Source organism: Sphingomicrobium sp. XHP0239 (assembly GCF_039555325.1).
In the GTDB taxonomy this organism is placed as follows: Bacteria; Pseudomonadota; Alphaproteobacteria; order Sphingomonadales; family Sphingomonadaceae; genus Sphingomicrobium; species Sphingomicrobium maritimum.
This window is the reverse complement of the sequence record NZ_CP154608.1, coordinates 327,981-343,091: the sequence shown is the minus strand read 5'-3', so window position 1 is coordinate 343,091 and position 15,111 is coordinate 327,981. Positions and strand designations below refer to the sequence as shown.

15 protein-coding genes and 1 tRNA gene are annotated in these 15,111 nt (G+C 66.7%); 7 read left to right on the top strand and 9 right to left on the bottom strand.

Going from position 1 to position 15,111, the window contains the following annotated elements:
- Positions 1 to 18: 18 nt before the first annotated feature.
- Positions 19 to 453 carry a hypothetical protein gene (locus WJT74_RS01695; protein ID WP_343346108.1) on the bottom strand — a complete coding sequence of 145 codons (435 nt, stop codon included), beginning with the start codon at positions 451 to 453 and terminating at the stop codon, positions 19 to 21.
- Positions 454 to 458: 5 nt separating this feature from the next.
- Positions 459 to 707: a DUF7218 family protein gene (locus WJT74_RS01690; protein ID WP_343346105.1), complete on the bottom strand. Its 249-nt coding sequence runs from the start codon at positions 705 to 707 to the stop codon at positions 459 to 461.
- A 131-nt stretch (positions 708 to 838) separates the two neighbouring features.
- Here WJT74_RS01690 and purF point away from each other — a divergent pair, with 131 nt between their 5' ends.
- The gene (gene purF / locus WJT74_RS01685) at positions 839 to 2,287 is read left to right on the top strand and encodes an amidophosphoribosyltransferase (protein ID WP_343346103.1); all 1,449 of its coding nucleotides are present in this window, start codon (positions 839 to 841) and stop codon (positions 2,285 to 2,287) included.
- A gap of 1 nt (position 2,288) precedes the next feature.
- On the top strand, positions 2,289 to 2,999 hold the full coding sequence (locus tag WJT74_RS01680) for an SDR family NAD(P)-dependent oxidoreductase (RefSeq protein WP_343346100.1): 711 nt from the start codon (positions 2,289 to 2,291) through the stop codon (positions 2,997 to 2,999).
- 9 nt (positions 3,000 to 3,008) lie between these two features.
- Here WJT74_RS01680 and WJT74_RS01675 read toward each other — a convergent pair whose 3' ends face one another.
- The 6 genes from WJT74_RS01675 to WJT74_RS01650 all read right to left on the bottom strand — a co-directional run bounded on the left by WJT74_RS01675 (position 3,009) and on the right by WJT74_RS01650 (position 9,976).
- Positions 3,009 to 3,326: a hypothetical protein gene (locus WJT74_RS01675; protein WP_343346098.1), complete on the bottom strand. Its 318-nt coding sequence runs from the start codon at positions 3,324 to 3,326 to the stop codon at positions 3,009 to 3,011.
- A 115-nt stretch (positions 3,327 to 3,441) separates the two neighbouring features.
- On the bottom strand, positions 3,442 to 4,686 hold the full coding sequence (locus WJT74_RS01670) for a cyclopropane-fatty-acyl-phospholipid synthase family protein (RefSeq protein WP_343346096.1): 1,245 nt from the start codon (positions 4,684 to 4,686) through the stop codon (positions 3,442 to 3,444).
- Positions 4,686 to 6,071 carry a cryptochrome/photolyase family protein gene (locus tag WJT74_RS01665; protein ID WP_343346093.1) on the bottom strand — a complete coding sequence of 462 codons (1,386 nt, stop codon included), beginning with the start codon at positions 6,069 to 6,071 and terminating at the stop codon, positions 4,686 to 4,688. The genes WJT74_RS01670 and WJT74_RS01665 overlap by 1 nt, the downstream gene beginning before the upstream one ends.
- Entirely contained in the window at positions 6,064 to 6,981 is a 918-nt protein-coding gene (locus WJT74_RS01660; protein ID WP_343346090.1) for a metal-dependent hydrolase, read from the bottom strand. The genes WJT74_RS01665 and WJT74_RS01660 overlap by 8 nt, the downstream gene beginning before the upstream one ends.
- Before the next feature lie 15 nt (positions 6,982 to 6,996).
- Positions 6,997 to 8,007 (bottom strand): 2-oxoacid:ferredoxin oxidoreductase subunit beta, encoded by a 1,011-nt coding sequence (locus tag WJT74_RS01655; protein WP_343346088.1) that lies wholly within the window; start codon positions 8,005 to 8,007, stop codon positions 6,997 to 6,999.
- A 106-nt stretch (positions 8,008 to 8,113) separates the two neighbouring features.
- Complete coding sequence (locus WJT74_RS01650) at positions 8,114 to 9,976, bottom strand: 2-oxoacid:acceptor oxidoreductase subunit alpha (RefSeq protein WP_343346085.1); 1,863 nt, start codon at positions 9,974 to 9,976, stop codon at positions 8,114 to 8,116.
- Positions 9,977 to 10,072: 96 nt separating this feature from the next.
- Here WJT74_RS01650 and WJT74_RS01645 point away from each other — a divergent pair, with 96 nt between their 5' ends.
- The 5 genes from WJT74_RS01645 to WJT74_RS01625 all read left to right on the top strand — a co-directional run bounded on the left by WJT74_RS01645 (position 10,073) and on the right by WJT74_RS01625 (position 14,486).
- Positions 10,073 to 10,555, top strand: coding sequence for an RNA pyrophosphohydrolase (locus tag WJT74_RS01645; protein WP_343348233.1), 483 nt, complete (start codon positions 10,073 to 10,075; stop codon positions 10,553 to 10,555).
- An 11-nt stretch (positions 10,556 to 10,566) separates the two neighbouring features.
- Positions 10,567 to 11,778, top strand: a complete 1,212-nt coding sequence (locus WJT74_RS01640) for a hydrolase (protein WP_343346083.1) — start codon at positions 10,567 to 10,569, stop codon at positions 11,776 to 11,778.
- A complete protein-coding gene (locus WJT74_RS01635; protein ID WP_343346081.1) occupies positions 11,775 to 12,794 on the top strand; it encodes an arginine N-succinyltransferase in 1,020 nt (339 codons plus the stop codon). Before WJT74_RS01640 ends, WJT74_RS01635 begins: the two co-directional genes overlap by 4 nt.
- On the top strand, positions 12,791 to 14,041 hold the full coding sequence (locus tag WJT74_RS01630) for an N-succinylarginine dihydrolase (RefSeq protein WP_343346078.1): 1,251 nt from the start codon (positions 12,791 to 12,793) through the stop codon (positions 14,039 to 14,041). Before WJT74_RS01635 ends, WJT74_RS01630 begins: the two co-directional genes overlap by 4 nt.
- 100 nt (positions 14,042 to 14,141) lie before the next feature.
- Entirely contained in the window at positions 14,142 to 14,486 is a 345-nt protein-coding gene (locus WJT74_RS01625; protein WP_343346076.1) for a hypothetical protein, read from the top strand.
- Between the two features lie 435 nt (positions 14,487 to 14,921).
- On the opposite strand, the gene WJT74_RS01620 is transcribed toward WJT74_RS01625, so the two are convergent.
- Positions 14,922 to 14,998: transfer RNA gene (locus tag WJT74_RS01620), tRNA-Arg, on the bottom strand.
- Positions 14,999 to 15,111: the final 113 nt, after the last annotated feature.

Sequence of the window (15,111 nt, the reverse complement as noted above, 5' to 3'; positions counted from 1 at the left end):
TTTACGTTTCCGTAAAGGTCAACAGAGCGGGTCCCCTGCCGCATCGCGAAGATCGGGCGTTTCGTCCCAATTCTTCGTGAGTTCTCGGCCTGCAAAGCTGACATCGCCGCCGCAATAATAGGCGCAGGCCTCGCCCCCGTCGCCGAGGCGGATCGACTGGCCCCGATCCTCGATCGGAATGCGGCACTGGTCGTCGCCGCGCGGGACCAGCGCGAGTGCGCCGCCCTCGCCCGTGACGATCTGTCCTTCGACCATGCAGTTGGCGTCGGTGTCGTCGGCATAGACGATCATGGCGGCGCCGTTGTCCGAGGCGGCGCATAGGCCGCTGCGTTCGCCCAATGCGTAGAAAGCGGGCCCCAGCCCCTCGCCCGGCGCGGCGGTGGAAGGCGCGTCGGAAGCATCGTCCCCTCCCCCGCAGGCAGCGAGCGCGAGCAGCGCGGCGGCGATCGGCACGACCCTCACTGGTCGCGCAGGGCCGCGATAAGTTCGTCCTTGGTCATGTCGCTGCGCCCCTCGAGATCGATTTCCTGCGCCAGGTCGTAGAGCTCTTCCTTGGTGCGCTCCTCGTAGGGGCGCGAATCGCGTTCGATGTCGTCGTTCGCCTCGGCATTCGAGATCGCCGCGGCCTTGGACTTGGAATAGCCTTCCTCGCGCAGGTCCTCGTAGAGTTTGTCGTTCTTGATGCTGTCGCCGTGGTCCTTGGCCATCTTCTTGCTCCTTCTCGGTCCGATCTGCCAATGCTCGAAAAGGGGTTCCGGCTCCTTTTCTTGACGAACAGGAGACAAAGCGCCCGACGCTTCCTATATGCGCATCACTGCTGCGGGACCGGGATAGCCAGATGCTCACGACCAATCCATTCGACGACGACAAATTGCGCGAGGAATGCGGCGTGTTCGGCGTGTGGGGCGCCGACGGCGCCGCCAGCGTGGTGGCGCTCGGGCTGCATGCGCTGCAGCATCGCGGACAGGAAGCCGCGGGGATCGTCGCGCACGACGGCGCGAACTTCCATTCGCACCGCGCGATGGGCCATGTCGCGGGCAACTTCGATCGCGACGACATCATCCGCAAGCTGGCGGGACGCGCGGCGATCGGCCACGTGCGCTATTCGACGACGGGCGAGACGGCGCTGCGCAACGTGCAGCCGCTGTTCGCCGATCTTGCCACCGGCGGGTTCGCGATCGCGCACAACGGCAATCTGTCGAACGCGATGACGCTGCGCGACAAGCTGATCTCGAACGGCAGCATCTTCCAGTCGACCAGCGATACCGAGGTGATCATCCATCTCGTCGCGACGTCGACCAAGGCGACCGCGGTGAAGCGGCTGGTGAAGGCGCTCAAGAAGGTCGAGGGGGCCTACAGCCTCGTGTGCCTGCTGCCCGACGGGCTGGTGGCGTGCCGCGATCCGCTGGGCGTGCGGCCGCTGGTGATGGGCCAGTTCAACGACAGCATCGTGTTCGCGTCCGAAAGCGTGGCGTTCGACGTCATCGGGGCGGAATATATCCGCGACGTCGAGCCGGGCGAGATCGTGATCGTGTCCGACGAGGGCGTGGAAAGCCGCTTTCCGTTCGAAGAGCGGCGGGCGCGGCCCTGCATCTTCGAACATGTCTATTTCTCGCGCCCCGACAGCATCGTCGAGGGGACGAGCGTCTATCATACGCGAAAGTCGATCGGGGCCGAACTGGCGCGCGAGGCGCCGGTGGAGGCCGATCTGGTCGTGCCCGTCCCCGACAGCGGGGTGCCCGCGGCGATCGGCTTCGCGCAGGCGAGCAACATTCCGTTCGAACTGGGGATCATCCGCTCGCATTATGTCGGGCGGACGTTCATCCAGCCGGGCGACGGGGTGCGGCACCTGGGCGTTAAGCTGAAGCACAATGCCAATGCGGCGCTGGTCAAGGGCAAGTCGGTGGTGCTTGTCGACGACAGCATCGTTCGTGGCACCACAAGCCTCAAGATCGTGCAGATGATGCGTGATGCGGGCGCGCGCGAGGTGCATATGCGCATCGCCTCTCCGCCGACGCGCTTTTCCTGCTTCTACGGCGTCGATACGCCCGAGCGCGACAAGCTGCTCGCGGCGAACATGGATCTGAAGGCGATGTGCGAGCATATCCAGGCCGACAGCTTGGCGTTCATTTCGCTCGAAGGCCTGTATCACGCGTTGGGCGATCGCCGCGACGATGCGGCGCCGCAGCGGTGCGATGCCTGCTTCTCGGGCGATTATCCGACCACGCTGACCGATCGGGATCGCGAGACGCCCCCCGAACAACTCGAACTGGTGGCCGACGAATAGAATGACCCAGAATTTTACCGACAAGACCGCGCTCGTCACGGGCGCGAGCCGCGGCATCGGCGCGGCCATCGCCGAGGAACTGGCAGCAGAGGGCGCGCACGTCATCCTCGTCGCGCGGTCCACTGACGATCTGGAACAGGTCGAGGAACGCATTCACGCGGCGGGCGGAAGCGCCACCATCGCGCCGATGGACCTTCTGGAAGACGGCAATATCGGCCGGTTGGGCCAGGCGATCGCCGGGCGGTGGGACAAGCTCGATATGCTCGTGCTGAATGCCGGGACGCTCGGCACGTTGACGCCCGTGCAGGCCATCGACGGCAACGAGTTCGTGCGGCTGGTCAGCCTCAACCTGCTCGCCAATCAGGCGCTGATCGGGGCGTTCGACCCGTTGCTGCGCGAAGCGGGGCAGGCCGAGGTCGTCGGCGTCACTTCGTCGGTCGGAGCGAGCCCGCGTGCCTTCTGGGGTGCCTACGGCGCCAGCAAGGCGGCGCTCGAGACCTTGCTCAAGTCCTACGCGCAGGAAAACGAGAATCACGGGCGGATCCGCGTCCACCTGCTCGACCCCGGGGCCACGCGCACGACGATGCGGGCGCGCGCCTTTCCGGGCGAGAATCCCGAGACGGTGAAGGAGCCGCAAGTGGTGGCGAAGGCGCTGGTCGAACGCCTCCGGTCGGACGCCCCCTCGGGCGAGACGTTTCGCGTCGAGGGCTGATACGGGCGATTAGCGCCCGTTGGGGTCCATGCCCTTGCCGCGCCGCTGCATCTGACCGGTGACGTCCTGGCTGCGGCCTTCCATGACTGCCCATTCGGACGGCGTGCCGCAGACCTTCTTCTTGAACTTGCTGCCGACGATCGTGGTGCGCTTGCAGATGACCGGCTCGTCGACCTGCGCCGCGGCCTCGATCTCTTCCGAGGTCGTGGTGACGACCGCTTCTTCCTCGATCCCGTCGCGATCGACGTCGGCCTGCGCATCGCTGGGCGTTTCCCCGGACACGGGCTGGAAAAGGACGGTCATGGCGAGAACGGCGTAGTGAATCATCTGAACAAACTCCCTAGCGCCGACACGGATCGACGCATTGATTTGACGGGATGAAATAGCACGACCAAGCGAAAAACGCCAATCGGTCACCCCCGCCCTTCGTCGAAAAGGCGGCTCAGCCGCGGACCAGTGTCACCTGCGCAACGTCGATCCCCCCGCCGCGAAAGCCCCCCTCGCAATAATCGAGGTAGAAGCGCCACAGGTCGTGGAAGCGGCGGCTGAACCCGTCGAGCGCGCCGGTCGCGACCGCCCGGTCGTAGCGCTGCCGCCAGCAGGCGAGCGTGCGCGCATAATCGAGGCCGAAATCGTGGCGATCGACCCAGTCGAGCCCGCGATCGGCGGCAAGCGACCGGAAACGATCCTCGCTCACCAGCATGCCGCCGGGGAAGATGTAGGTCTGGATGAAATCGGCGCTCTTGCGATAGGCGGGGAAGAGCGCGTCGTCGATCGCGATATACTGGATCGCGGCGCGGCCGCCGGACTTGAGATTGCGCGCGATGGCGTCGAACCACGCCGGCCACCAGCGTTCGCCCACGGCCTCGACCATCTCGACGCTGGCGATGGCGTCGTAGGGGCCTTCGCATTCGCGATAATCCTGCAACCGGACCTCGATCCGGTCGGACAGGCCCGCGGCGGCGATATGCCGTTCGGCCCAGCCCTTCTGTTCGGTGGACAGGGTCAGTGCGGTGACGCGGGCGCCCCGCTGCGCCGCCGCGATGGCGAGGCTGCCCCAGCCGCAGCCGATCTCGAGCAGGCGGGCGCCTTCCTTGACCTCGAGCCGGTCGAGCAAGGCGTCGATCTTGCGTCGCTGCGCCGTTTCCAGATCGTCGCCTTCGGCCCAGATGGCGCTCGAATAGCTCATCGTCGGGTCGAGCCAGGCAGCGTAGAAATCGTTGCCGAGGTCGTAGTGGGCGGCGATATTCTCGCGCGCGCGGCCGATGCCATTGTCGCGCAGCCGGTGCATGCCCGCGTTGAGAAGGCGCATGGGACCCTTGGCCCGCGCGGCATCGTCGAGGCTGGCGGCATTGTCCATGAACAGGGCGCACAGCGGCACGATGTCGGGCGACGACCATTCGCCCCGCTCCCACGCCTTGTAGAGGCCGACCGATCCGGCCAGCGCCAGCCGCACCAGCGCCATGTAGGAATGGACGTGGAAGGTCGCGACATGACCGGGCGCGTGAAAGCCGACGTCGCGGCGCGTGCCGTCGGGAAGCGTCCCGTGGATGCCGCCCCGTTCGAGCCGCGCGTCCAACTGGTCGATGACCTTGGCGAAGGCGGGCGCGAGCAGCCGTCCGATCCGGCTGTCGCCGGTCGCAAAACCGCGGTCGCCGCGCAGCAGATGTTCCCCCCGGCTCGCCATCAGCCCTTCATCGCGCGGTAGGTGTCGAGCGCCCGTTCGCGCGCTTCCTTATGTTCGATCCGGCGGGCGGGATAATCGGCGGGTCGCCGGTCGTCGGAAGGATCGTGGATGTCCGCGTCCGACAGGTCCGCGAGTTCGGGCACCCAGTGGCGGATATAGTCGGCGGCGTCGAACTTCTCGGACTGCGACAGGGGCGCCATGATGCGGGGGAACATGTTGCTGTCCACGCCGGTGCCCGCAATCCACTGCCAGTTGGTGCCGTTCGATCCGTAGTCCGCATCGACGAGGCAGTCCCAGAACCATTGCTCGCCCTCGCGCCAGTCGATCAGCAGATGCTTCACGAGAAAGCTGGCGACGATCATCCGGACGCGATTGTGGATCCAGCCGATCGCCCACAGCTGGCGCATTCCCGCATCGACGATGGGATAGCCGGTCCGGCCCTTCGTCCAGGCCTCGAAATCCTCGCGCGCGGTCGAGGAACGGAAGTCGCGCCATTCGAAATCGTCAAAGTCGCGATAGGATTTCTCGGGATAGTCGGGGAATTGGTGGATGAGATTCTGGCCGAAATCGCGCCAGCCCAGTTCGGAGAGGAAGGTCGAGACGGTGCCGCCGGCGTTCTTGACGCGGTCGTAGACGCGGGCGGGCGATATCTCGCCCCAATGGAGGTGGGGGCTGAGCTTGGAGGTGCCCTCGATCGACGGGCAGTTGCGCTGTCCGTCGTAGGACGAGGCCGCATCCTCGAACGCGCGCAGGCGCTTGAGCGCGCCGTCCTCGCCCGGCTCCCACTCCTCGCGCATGGCGCCGGCCCAGTCGGGATCGGTCGGAAGGAGTTTCCAGTCGTCGAGATCGTCGCTGTCGGGCCAGGCGTCGGGCGCATCGATCGTGCGGGGGCGCGGTTCGGGTTCGGCGGGGGGCATCCGTTCCTTCAACGCGCGCCAGAAGGGGGTGTAGATCTTGTAGGGATCGCCCGACCCCGTCGTCACGGCGCCGGGAGGTTCGAGGTAATTGCCGTCGTGGAGGCACAGCTCGACCTGGTCGGCGATGCGATCCTCGGCCTCCTTCCACCAGGGTTCGTAGTGGCGGATGGCGTGGATCCGCGCGGCGCCGAGTTCGTCGGCGAGCTGCGGCAGGACATGATCGACGCGGCCGCGGCGCAGGATCAGCCGGGAGCCCTTGTCCTCGAGATCGGCGGCGAGGCTGGCGAGGCTGTGGTGGAGCCACCAGCGCGAGGCGCCGCCATATTTGCGATCCCCCGGCGTGTCGTCGTCGAGGACGTAGACGGGCACCACCCGCCCTTCCCCCGCGGCAGAGCGCAGCGCGGCCTGGTCCGAGAGGCGCAGGTCGCGGCGGAACCAGAGGATCGTGACGGGGGTGTCGTCACTCATCGACGGGGCCGAGGTCGATCGAGAAGTTGTCGCGGGCGCGGCGGTCGAGATAGCGCTGGTCGGCGAGGATGGCGCGGCCATCTTCCTCCAGCACTACCGGCATCCGCGACCAGAACAGGAAAGCGTCGACATCCTCGCGCCCGCGCGCGGCGAGGAGGGCGCGATTGCCCAGCCCCGTCGGCTCGCCGCCGCCCGTCAGGAGGACGCCGTCGATGAAACCGTATCGACCGAAGCCGTAGAGGTTGCCGCCCCGCCAGAGAATCTCGCGCCGCCAGAATTCGATCGGCACCGGCGCCGCCACGACCGCCTGCGGTTCGAGCCGATACTGCTTGCCGACCAGTTCGCGCGAGGTGCGTTCGGCCTGCCCGGTGAGCCAGCCGTTGAAGGCGATGTAGGCGCCGATGAGAAGGAAGCTGACGCCCGCGGGGATAGTGTACCGCCGCGAGCCGCGCTTTTCCCAGCGCCGCGACACCGTGAAGCCGAACAGCAGCATGACCCAGACCCACAGGTCGATGATGAAGAGCGTGTCGCCCGCGAACCAGCGATCGCTGAAGGGTTCGAGGAGGCGGATGCCGTAGACGTTGAGCCAGTCGAGCGCGGGGTGCGAGAGCGTGCCGATGAAGGCGAGCAGGAGGAGCCAGCCGGGCCGCACCTTGTCCTTCGCCGGGCGCCACCGATCGTAGAGCAGCATGAGACCCGTGAGCAGCAACGGGAGGACCAACATCGCGATCGGTCCGTGCGTCAGGCCGCGGCGCATCGCCAGATGTTCGACCCCCATCAGTACGGTGACCGCGTCCACGTCGGGAAGGTTCGCCGCGATGATCAGCGTCGGGGTCGCGCGGGCGGTCAGTTTCTTCAAGCCCATCTGGCTCAAGAGACCGCCCATCAGGCTATGGGTGATGTTGTCCACGTCGCCCCAAAGCCCCTAATGCTCGCGCGGTTCCTTGGTCACCTGCCACGTCTGGCCCTGGTTGAGCAGCGCCTGGAGATCGGGGGTCTTGCCCTCCGAAACCTGGCGGTTCTGTTCGACCACGGCGCTTTCGAAGGTCGGCGCAGGATCCTCGTACAGGACGCCCATCGCGACGGGCATGATGTCGGCGGGCATTTCGGCGAGCAGCAGCGCGAGAGCGCGGCTTTTCGGATCGTGGACCAGCACCTCGTCGCTGTCCCCGGCGACGACCTTCAGGGTCTTCGTCTCGACGTCGAAGGCGATGCCCTTCTCGCCGGAAGCGAAGGTCATCCGTTCGCCCGCTTCGAGCCACAGCTGTTTCTCGTCAGCGACCTTGCGATCGGTAAAGGGCGCGAAGACGTCGTCGTTGTAGACGACGCAGTTCTGGAAAATCTCGACGAAGGCGGCGCCGCGATGGGCATGCGCGGCCTTGAGGACGTCGGGGAGGTTCTTCGACACGTCGATGCCGCGCGCGACGAACCGCGCGCCCGCACCCAATGCGAAACTGGCGGGCAGCGCGGGACGGTCGACCGATCCGAACGGGGTCGAGGGCGAGCGCGTGCCGATGCGACTGGTGGGCGAATATTGTCCCTTGGTCAGGCCGTAGATCTCGTTGTTGAAGAGCAGCAGCTGGCAATCGAGGTTGCGACGAAGCAAGTGCATGGTGTGGTTGCCGCCGATCGACAGCGCATCACCGTCACCGGTGATGATCCAAACGTCCAATTCGGGATTGGCGAGCTTCACCCCCGTCGCGACCGCGCCGGCGCGCCCGTGGATGGTGTGGAAACCGTAACTCGCCATGTAATAGGGAAAGCGGCTCGAGCAGCCGATGCCCGAGATGAAGACGACATTCTCCTTCGCCTCGGCAAGATCGGGCATGGTACGCTGCATGGCCTTCAGCACGGCATAGTCGCCGCACCCCGGGCACCAGCGCACTTCCTGGTCCGAGGCCCAGTCCTTGGCGGTCAATTTCGTCACTTCGTTCATCAGATCCAGCCGTTCAGGTTCGCGACGAGGTAGCCGACCACGATCAGCATGGCGATCAGCGGCCAGGGGTTCATCGGCTTCATGTTGTTGGGGTCGTTGTTGACCTTCATGCCAGCGCCTCCTCGATCGCCGCGGCGATTTCCGCGATGCGGAAGGGCTGCCCCGCGATCTTGTTCATCGGGCGCGCGTCGACGAGGAACTGGTCGCGCAGCATGGTCTTGAGCTGGCCCGCGTTCATTTCGGGAACGATGATCTTCTCGTAGCCGCGCAGCAGGTCGCCGAGGTTCTTCGGGAAGGGAGCCAGATGGCGGATATGGACGTGCGAGACGTCGCGGCCCTGCTTGCGCGCGCGGCGGACCGCCTGGTGGATGGGACCGAAGGTCGAGCCCCAGCCGACGATGGCGAGCTTGCCCGAGGGGTCGCCGAGGCAGACGTCCTGGTCGGGGATGCTGTCGGCGACGTTCGCGACCTTGGCGAAGCGTTCCTGCGTCATCTGGACATGATGTTCGGGCAGATAGCTGATGTCGCCCGTGATCGGCGCCTTCTCGATCCCGCCGATGCGATGTTCGAGACCGGGGGTGCCCGGACGGATCCACGGACGCGCGCCGCGTTCGTCGCGCTGGTAGGGCATGGTGCCTTCGGCATGGGCGAATTCGACCGCGAAAGGCGTATGTTCGGCGGCGTCGGGGACGCGCCACGGTTCGGCCGCGTTGGCGATATAGCCGTCGGTGAGCAGCATAACGGGGGTCATGTACTGGACCGCGATGCGCACCGCCTCGATCGCGCATTCGTAGGCGTCGGCGGGAGAGCGGGCGGCAACGACCGGCAGCGGCGCATCGCCGTTGCGCCCGTAGACCGCCTGGTAGAGGTCGGACTGCTCGGTCTTGGTCGGAAGCCCGGTCGAGGGGCCCCCGCGCTGCGAATTGACGATGACCAGCGGCAGTTCGGTCATGATGGCGAGGCCGATTGCCTCGGTCTTGAGGGCGATGCCGGGACCCGAGGAAGACGTTACCCCGAGGCTGCCGGCATAGCTGGCACCGATGGCGGCGCAGATGGCGGCGATCTCGTCTTCCGCCTGGAAGGTGGTGATCCCGAAATGCTTGAGGCGCGAGAGGTGGTGGAGCAGCGCGGAGGCGGGCGTGATCGGATAGCCGCCGAAGAACATCTTGAGGTTCGCAAGCTGTGCGCCCGCGACGAGGCCGACCGCGAGGCTCTCGGCCCCCGTGACCGTGCGGTAGAGGCCCGGTTCGGCGGGGGCGGCGTCGAGGTGGCGCTGGCGTACCTGGCCACCGATCTCCGCCGTCTCGCCATAGGCGTGGCCCGCGTTGAGCGCCGCGATGTTCGCTTCGGCGATCTCGGGCATCTTGGCGAACTTGCTCTTGAGCCACTGGACGACGGGGTCGCGGCTGCGGTCGAACATCCACAGCGCGAGGCCGAGCGTCCACATGTTCTTGGAGCGGAGCGCTTCCTTGCGATTGAGGCCGAACGGCTCGACCGCCTCCAGCGTGCGCGCCGAAATGTCGAAGGCGAGGACGTTGTATTTCGCGAGGCTGTCGTTTTCGAGCGGGCTTTCCTCATACCCTGCCTTGGCGAGGTTGCGCGCGGAGAACTCGCCGGTGTCGGCGATGACGAGCCCGCCTTCGCGAAGACTCTCGATGTTCACCTTGAGGGCGGCGGGGTTCATCGCCACCAGCACGTCGGGCTGGTCGCCCGCGGTCTCGATCGCGGCGGAACCGAAATTGATCTGGAAGGCGCTGACGCCGAAGGTCGTCCCCTGCGGCGCGCGGATCTCGGCCGGGAAGTCGGGAAAGGTGGCGAGATCGTTGCCCGCCAGCGCGGTCGACAGGGTGAATTGTCCACCCGTTAGCTGCATCCCGTCGCCCGAGTCTCCGGCGAAGCGGACGACGACGGCGTCGCGCTCCTCGGTCTGGGGATCGTCGGGGGAGATTTCGTGGGTCGCGGTGGCCATCGCCTGTCCTTAACGTCATCGGGTCGTCATTGCGAGCGCTTGCGTCTCGTGCGCGTCCCTCGCAAGGACGGAGCGAAAGTCAACGGGAGAGTTTCCATCGGCAAGGACGACAAATACCGCTTCGGGGCCGGCGTGATGCTGCTGAACGAGCATGGGCATGTCTGGATCGGGCGGCGGATCGATAATGTCGACGAGGCCTGGCAGATGCCGCAGGGCGGGGTCGACGAGGGCGAGGACAGCTGGGACGGCGCGCTCCGCGAGCTGGAGGAAGAGACGGGAATTCCCGCTTCGCTCGCGCACCGGGTCGACGGGTCGCCGATGCTCGAGCTGAAATACGACCTTCCCGACGGGCTGCGCGGCAAGTTGTGGGGCGGGAAGTGGGTCGGCCAGCGCCAGCACTGGTACCTGCTTCGCTTCACCGGCAGCGATGCGGACGTGAACATCGAGACCGAGGAACCGGAATTCTCGCACTGGCAATGGGCCGAGCCGCACCTGCTTCCCGACCTCATCGTTCCCTTCAAGCGCGAGATGTACCGGGCGATCCTCGCAGGGTTTGCCGACTTCATCGGCCCGCGCTAGACGCGCTCCTCATGGACAGATTGACCAACGAGGAGCGCCACGTCGTCGAGGCGGCGAAGGCACGGCATGACGAGGCGTTCGCGCAGGCGCAGGGATGGGCCGCGATCAATTCGGGGAGCCGCAACCTGGCGGGCCTCGCGCGGGTGGCGAACGAGCTGGAGACGGCATTCTCGGTGTTGCCCGGAACGATCGAGATGGTCGAGCCCGCGCCCGTCAGCGCGGTCGACGAGGCGGGCGAGGAAGTCGCGCTGGAGCATGGCCGCCACCTGCACCTGACCGTCCGCCCGGAGGCGCCGGTGCAGCTGCTCTTCACCGGTCATATGGACACGGTGTTCGGCGAGGATCATCCGTTCCAGAAGCTGGAGTGGATCGAGGAAGGCAAGGTGCTGAACGGTCCCGGGATCACCGACATGAAAGGCGGGATCGCGGTGATGCTGGCGGCGCTGAAGGCGCTGGAGGACAGCCCCTATGCCGACCGCTTCGGCTACGAGGTGGTGATCAATTCGGACGAGGAAATCGGCTCTGCCTCCTCGCAGCCGCTGCTTCGCCAGGCTGCCAAGGGCAAGCGCGCCGCCTTCACCTACGAACCCAGCGCGCTGCCCGACGGGACGCTGGCGGGCGCACGGTCGGGGAGCGGCAATTACGCGATCACGATCCGCGGGCGATCGGCCCATGCGGGGCGCAATCCGCGCGACGGGCGCAACGCGCTGGTCGCGGCGGCCGACCTCGCGCTGCGCCTGAAGGGCGAGATGGACGATACGCTGTCCGTGAACCCTGCGAAGATCGACGGCGGCGGGCCGAACAACGTCGTGCCCGATCTTACCATCCTGCGGATCAACTTCCGCTGCGTCGATCTCGACGACCAGGCGCGCGCGGAGAGGCTGGTCGCCGATCATGTCGCGTCGGTCGCGGCCGAGCACGAGGTCGAAATCGACGTCCACGGCGGGTTCGGACGGCCGCCCAAGCCCATGACCCCGCCAATGGAGGAGTTGTTCGGGCTGGTGAAACGGGCCAGTGCGGATCTCGGGCAGGAGATCGGCTGGAAGGCCACCGGCGGCGTGTGCGACGGCAACAACATCGCCGCGACCGGCGTCCCCGTCGTCGATACGATGGGCGTGCGCGGCGGCGCGATCCACAGCCCGAAGGAATTCCTGATCGTCGAGAGCATCGGCGAACGTGCGGCATTGTCCGCGCTGACCATCGCGAGGCTCATCAGCGAATGAGCCACGTCCTTCGCGCCGCCGACATCGACGATCTCGATGCGCTCTACGACCTGTCGAAGCTGACCGGCGGAGGGTTCACCAACCTGCCCGCCGACCGCGGCGTCCTGTCCGAGCGGTTGAAGAAGTCCGACGCCAGTTTCGAACGGCAGGGCGAGAAACCCGCGGACGATCTGTACATCTTCATGCTCGAGGAGCGCGAGACGGGCGCGATCCGCGGCACCTGCCAGATCTTCGGCAAGGTCGGCACCACCCAGCCCTTCTACAGCTACCGCCTCTCGACGCTGACGCAGAAATCGGGCGAGCTCGATACGATCTTTCGCAACAGGCTGCTCAGTCTCGTGACCGATCTCGAAGGGTCGAGCGAGGTCGGCGGGCTGTTCCTCCATCCTGCCGCGCGTGCCGGGGGATTGGGGCTGCTCCTCGCCCGCTCGCGCTACCTGTTCATCAAGCAGCATCGCCCGCGGTTCGGCGACCGCATCCTCGCCGAACTGCGCGGCGTGATCGACGACGGCGGCCATTCGCCTTTCTGGGACGCGATCGGCGGGCGCTTCTTCGGCATGACCTTCCCCGAGGCCGACGGTTTCAACGCGGTGCACGGGACCCAGTTCATCGCCGACCTGTTTCCCAAGACGCCCATCTACGTCTCGATGCTGCCCGAAGCCGCGCGCGCCGTGATCGGACAGCCGCACCCGTCGGGCCGCGCCGCGATGCGGATGCTCGAGAACGAGAATCTGAGTTTCACCGATTATGTCGACATCTTCGACGGCGGACCCTCGATGACCGGTCGCACCGACCGCGTCGCCTCGATCGCCAACAGCGACTGGCACATCGTCGGCGATGCGCCGGTCGAGGAGGACGGCGAGCAGATGCTGTGCGCGGTCGGACGGCTCAAGAGCTTTCGCGCCTGCCATGCGCGCGGGATCGTGGACGGCGACACGCTGCGGCTCGACCCGCTGGCGCTGGAAACGCTCGATCTCGAACCGGGCGACCGGGTGCTGGCGGTGGCGCGGCGATGACGATCCGCGAGATCAATTTCGACGGGCTGATCGGGCCGAGCCACAATTATGCCGGGCTGAGCCTCGGCAACCTGGCCTCCACGCGCCATGCGGGCGACGTGTCGCAGCCGCGCGCCGCCGCGGTGCAGGGCATCGAGAAGATGCGCGCGAACCTGGCGCTGGGGCTGGTGCAGGGCGTCTTCATGCCGCTGCCGCGTCCGCATCACGAATGGCTCGAGCAGCTGGGCACCGATTTCCTCGGTGCGACGCGCGGGATCGCGGTCAATGCGCTGTCGGCCTCCTCGATGTGGGCGGCCAACGCGGCCACGGTCAGCCCCGCGCCGGACACGGCGGACGGGCGCTGCCACCTGACGGTCGCGAACCTCAAGACCATGCCGCACCGCAGCCACGAGTGGCCCGACACGCTGGCGCAGCTGCGGCTGGCATTCGGTGCCGACGCCTTCGTGGTGCACGGCCCGGTCCCGACCGCATTCGGCGACGAGGGCGCGGCCAATTTCATGCGGCTGGCGTCCAGCCATTCCGATCCGGGGATCGAGATCTTCGTCTACGGGGTGTCGGGCGGCCCCTATCCCGCGCGCCAGCATGTCGAGGCGAGCCGGGCGCTCGCGCGGCTTCATCGGCTCGATCCCGAACGCACCCTGTTCGTGCAGCAATCGAGCGAGGCGATCGCCGCCGGCGCCTTTCACAACGACGTCGTCGCGGTCGCCAACGAGCGCACCCTGTTCGCGCACGAAAAGGCGTTCGAGGACCGGGACGGGACGCTGGCGGCGATCGGGGAGCGGTTCCCCGATCTGCAACTGGTGGAAGTGGCCGACGCCGACGTTCCGCTAGCCGACGCGATCGCTAGCTATCTCTTCAACGCGCAGCTGGTGACGCTTCCTTCGGGCGAGCAGACGCTGATCGTCCCCGGCGAATGCCGCGAGACGCCGAGCGTGTGGCGGTGGCTGGAAGCGCACCTGGCGGGGAACGGCCCGATCCGCCGCGTCGAGGTGGTCGACGTGCGCCAGTCGATGGCGAACGGAGGCGGGCCGGCCTGTCTTCGGCTGCGCGTGGCGTGCAACCCTGCCGACGTGGATCCGCGCTTCCTCGTCGACGCAGACAAGCTCGACCGGATGGCAGCGGTGGTCGAGAAAAGCTGGCCCGAACAGATCGACGCGCGCGAGCTGCAATCGGAGACGCTGGTTTGCGCGGTCACCGACGCACGGCGGGCCATGCTCGATGAGCTGGACCTCGGCGAACTGGCCTGATCGGCTATTTCAACTGTCGGAAAACTTGACATCCCGATCCGGGATTAACTCTTTTTGCTAGGAACTTGGCCGCTGGCACGGGGTTTGCTTAACACTTCTCATGCTCAAGCGAATCGCCAGACTGTTCACGATCAAGACCCGCTTCGAGGCGGCGCTGGTCACCTATGCGATCGCCAGCGGGGCCGTGGTTCGCGGCTTTCTCTTCCTCCAGCAATATCCCGGATGGCTCGGCATCGCGATGGCGGTCGCCTGTCTCGGCGTGGTGTTCGTCGCGGGGGCCAAGCTGTTCGACGCGGTCCGCACGCGGCAGCCCGCCATCGCGCAGGGCCCGTGGCGGGTGCCGGCCCGCCATTATCGCGGCGCCGAACTGCGCTCGCGCCGCCGGCGCCGCGCGAGCGACCGACGCCCGCGACTCGGAGGCGGAAAAGAAGCCGTCCACCGCTGAAATCCGCTCCGCGGGACCGAGGATTCACCGGACCGCCGTTAATCGCGCCTTGGGCGGCGCACCGGAATCTGGCGGGAAAGCGGGAAAAGGGCGGAAGGCGCGAAGCGCTCCCCTTGCAATTCACTCGGCCTTAACCATTCTTCGCGACACTGGGCCCGTGGGACACTCTGCGGGGAGATATCATATGGATGCGGGGGACATCATGCTTCGGGTCGAATCGGATTTGCGTTTCTTTCAACGCCGTGCGGCACAGGAGCGCAACATGGCGGCCCGATCGTTGACCGACGCCGCGCGCCAGCGACACGAACTTCTCGCCCGCCGGTTCGCCGAGCGGGCCGAAGCGGTCCAGGCGCAATACGCCTGAACTCTCGCCACAATCCACGCAGGACATAAAAAAGGCCGCGATCCCGATGGGGACCGCGGCCTTTCCTATTATGGCGCGCCCGGAAGGATTCGAACCTCCGACCACCTGATTCGTAGTCAGGTACTCTATCCAGCTGAGCTACGGGCGCTTGGGCTGAGGGGGCATTAGAAGGCAGGCCGAGGGCTTTCAAGGCTTTTTTCCGGCAAGGGGGGCCCGTGTCGTGCCGCCATTGCGCAGTGCGGCGGCGCTGGCTAGGCAATC

Coding starts and splice junctions, on each gene's coding strand:
- WJT74_RS01690 (WP_343346105.1), bottom strand. CDS start 707: ATGGCCAAGGACCACGGCGACAGCATCAAGAACGACAAACTCTACGAG.
- purF (WP_343346103.1), top strand. CDS start 839: ATGCTCACGACCAATCCATTCGACGACGACAAATTGCGCGAGGAATGC.
- WJT74_RS01680 (WP_343346100.1), top strand. CDS start 2,289: ATGACCCAGAATTTTACCGACAAGACCGCGCTCGTCACGGGCGCGAGC.
- WJT74_RS01675 (WP_343346098.1), bottom strand. CDS start 3,326: ATGATTCACTACGCCGTTCTCGCCATGACCGTCCTTTTCCAGCCCGTG.
- WJT74_RS01670 (WP_343346096.1), bottom strand. CDS start 4,686: ATGGCGAGCCGGGGGGAACATCTGCTGCGCGGCGACCGCGGTTTTGCG.
- WJT74_RS01665 (WP_343346093.1), bottom strand. CDS start 6,071: ATGAGTGACGACACCCCCGTCACGATCCTCTGGTTCCGCCGCGACCTG.
- WJT74_RS01655 (WP_343346088.1), bottom strand. CDS start 8,007: ATGAACGAAGTGACGAAATTGACCGCCAAGGACTGGGCCTCGGACCAG.
- WJT74_RS01650 (WP_343346085.1), bottom strand. CDS start 9,976: ATGGCCACCGCGACCCACGAAATCTCCCCCGACGATCCCCAGACCGAG.
- WJT74_RS01640 (WP_343346083.1), top strand. CDS start 10,567: ATGGACAGATTGACCAACGAGGAGCGCCACGTCGTCGAGGCGGCGAAG.
- WJT74_RS01635 (WP_343346081.1), top strand. CDS start 11,775: ATGAGCCACGTCCTTCGCGCCGCCGACATCGACGATCTCGATGCGCTC.
- WJT74_RS01630 (WP_343346078.1), top strand. CDS start 12,791: ATGACGATCCGCGAGATCAATTTCGACGGGCTGATCGGGCCGAGCCAC.
- WJT74_RS01625 (WP_343346076.1), top strand. CDS start 14,142: ATGCTCAAGCGAATCGCCAGACTGTTCACGATCAAGACCCGCTTCGAG.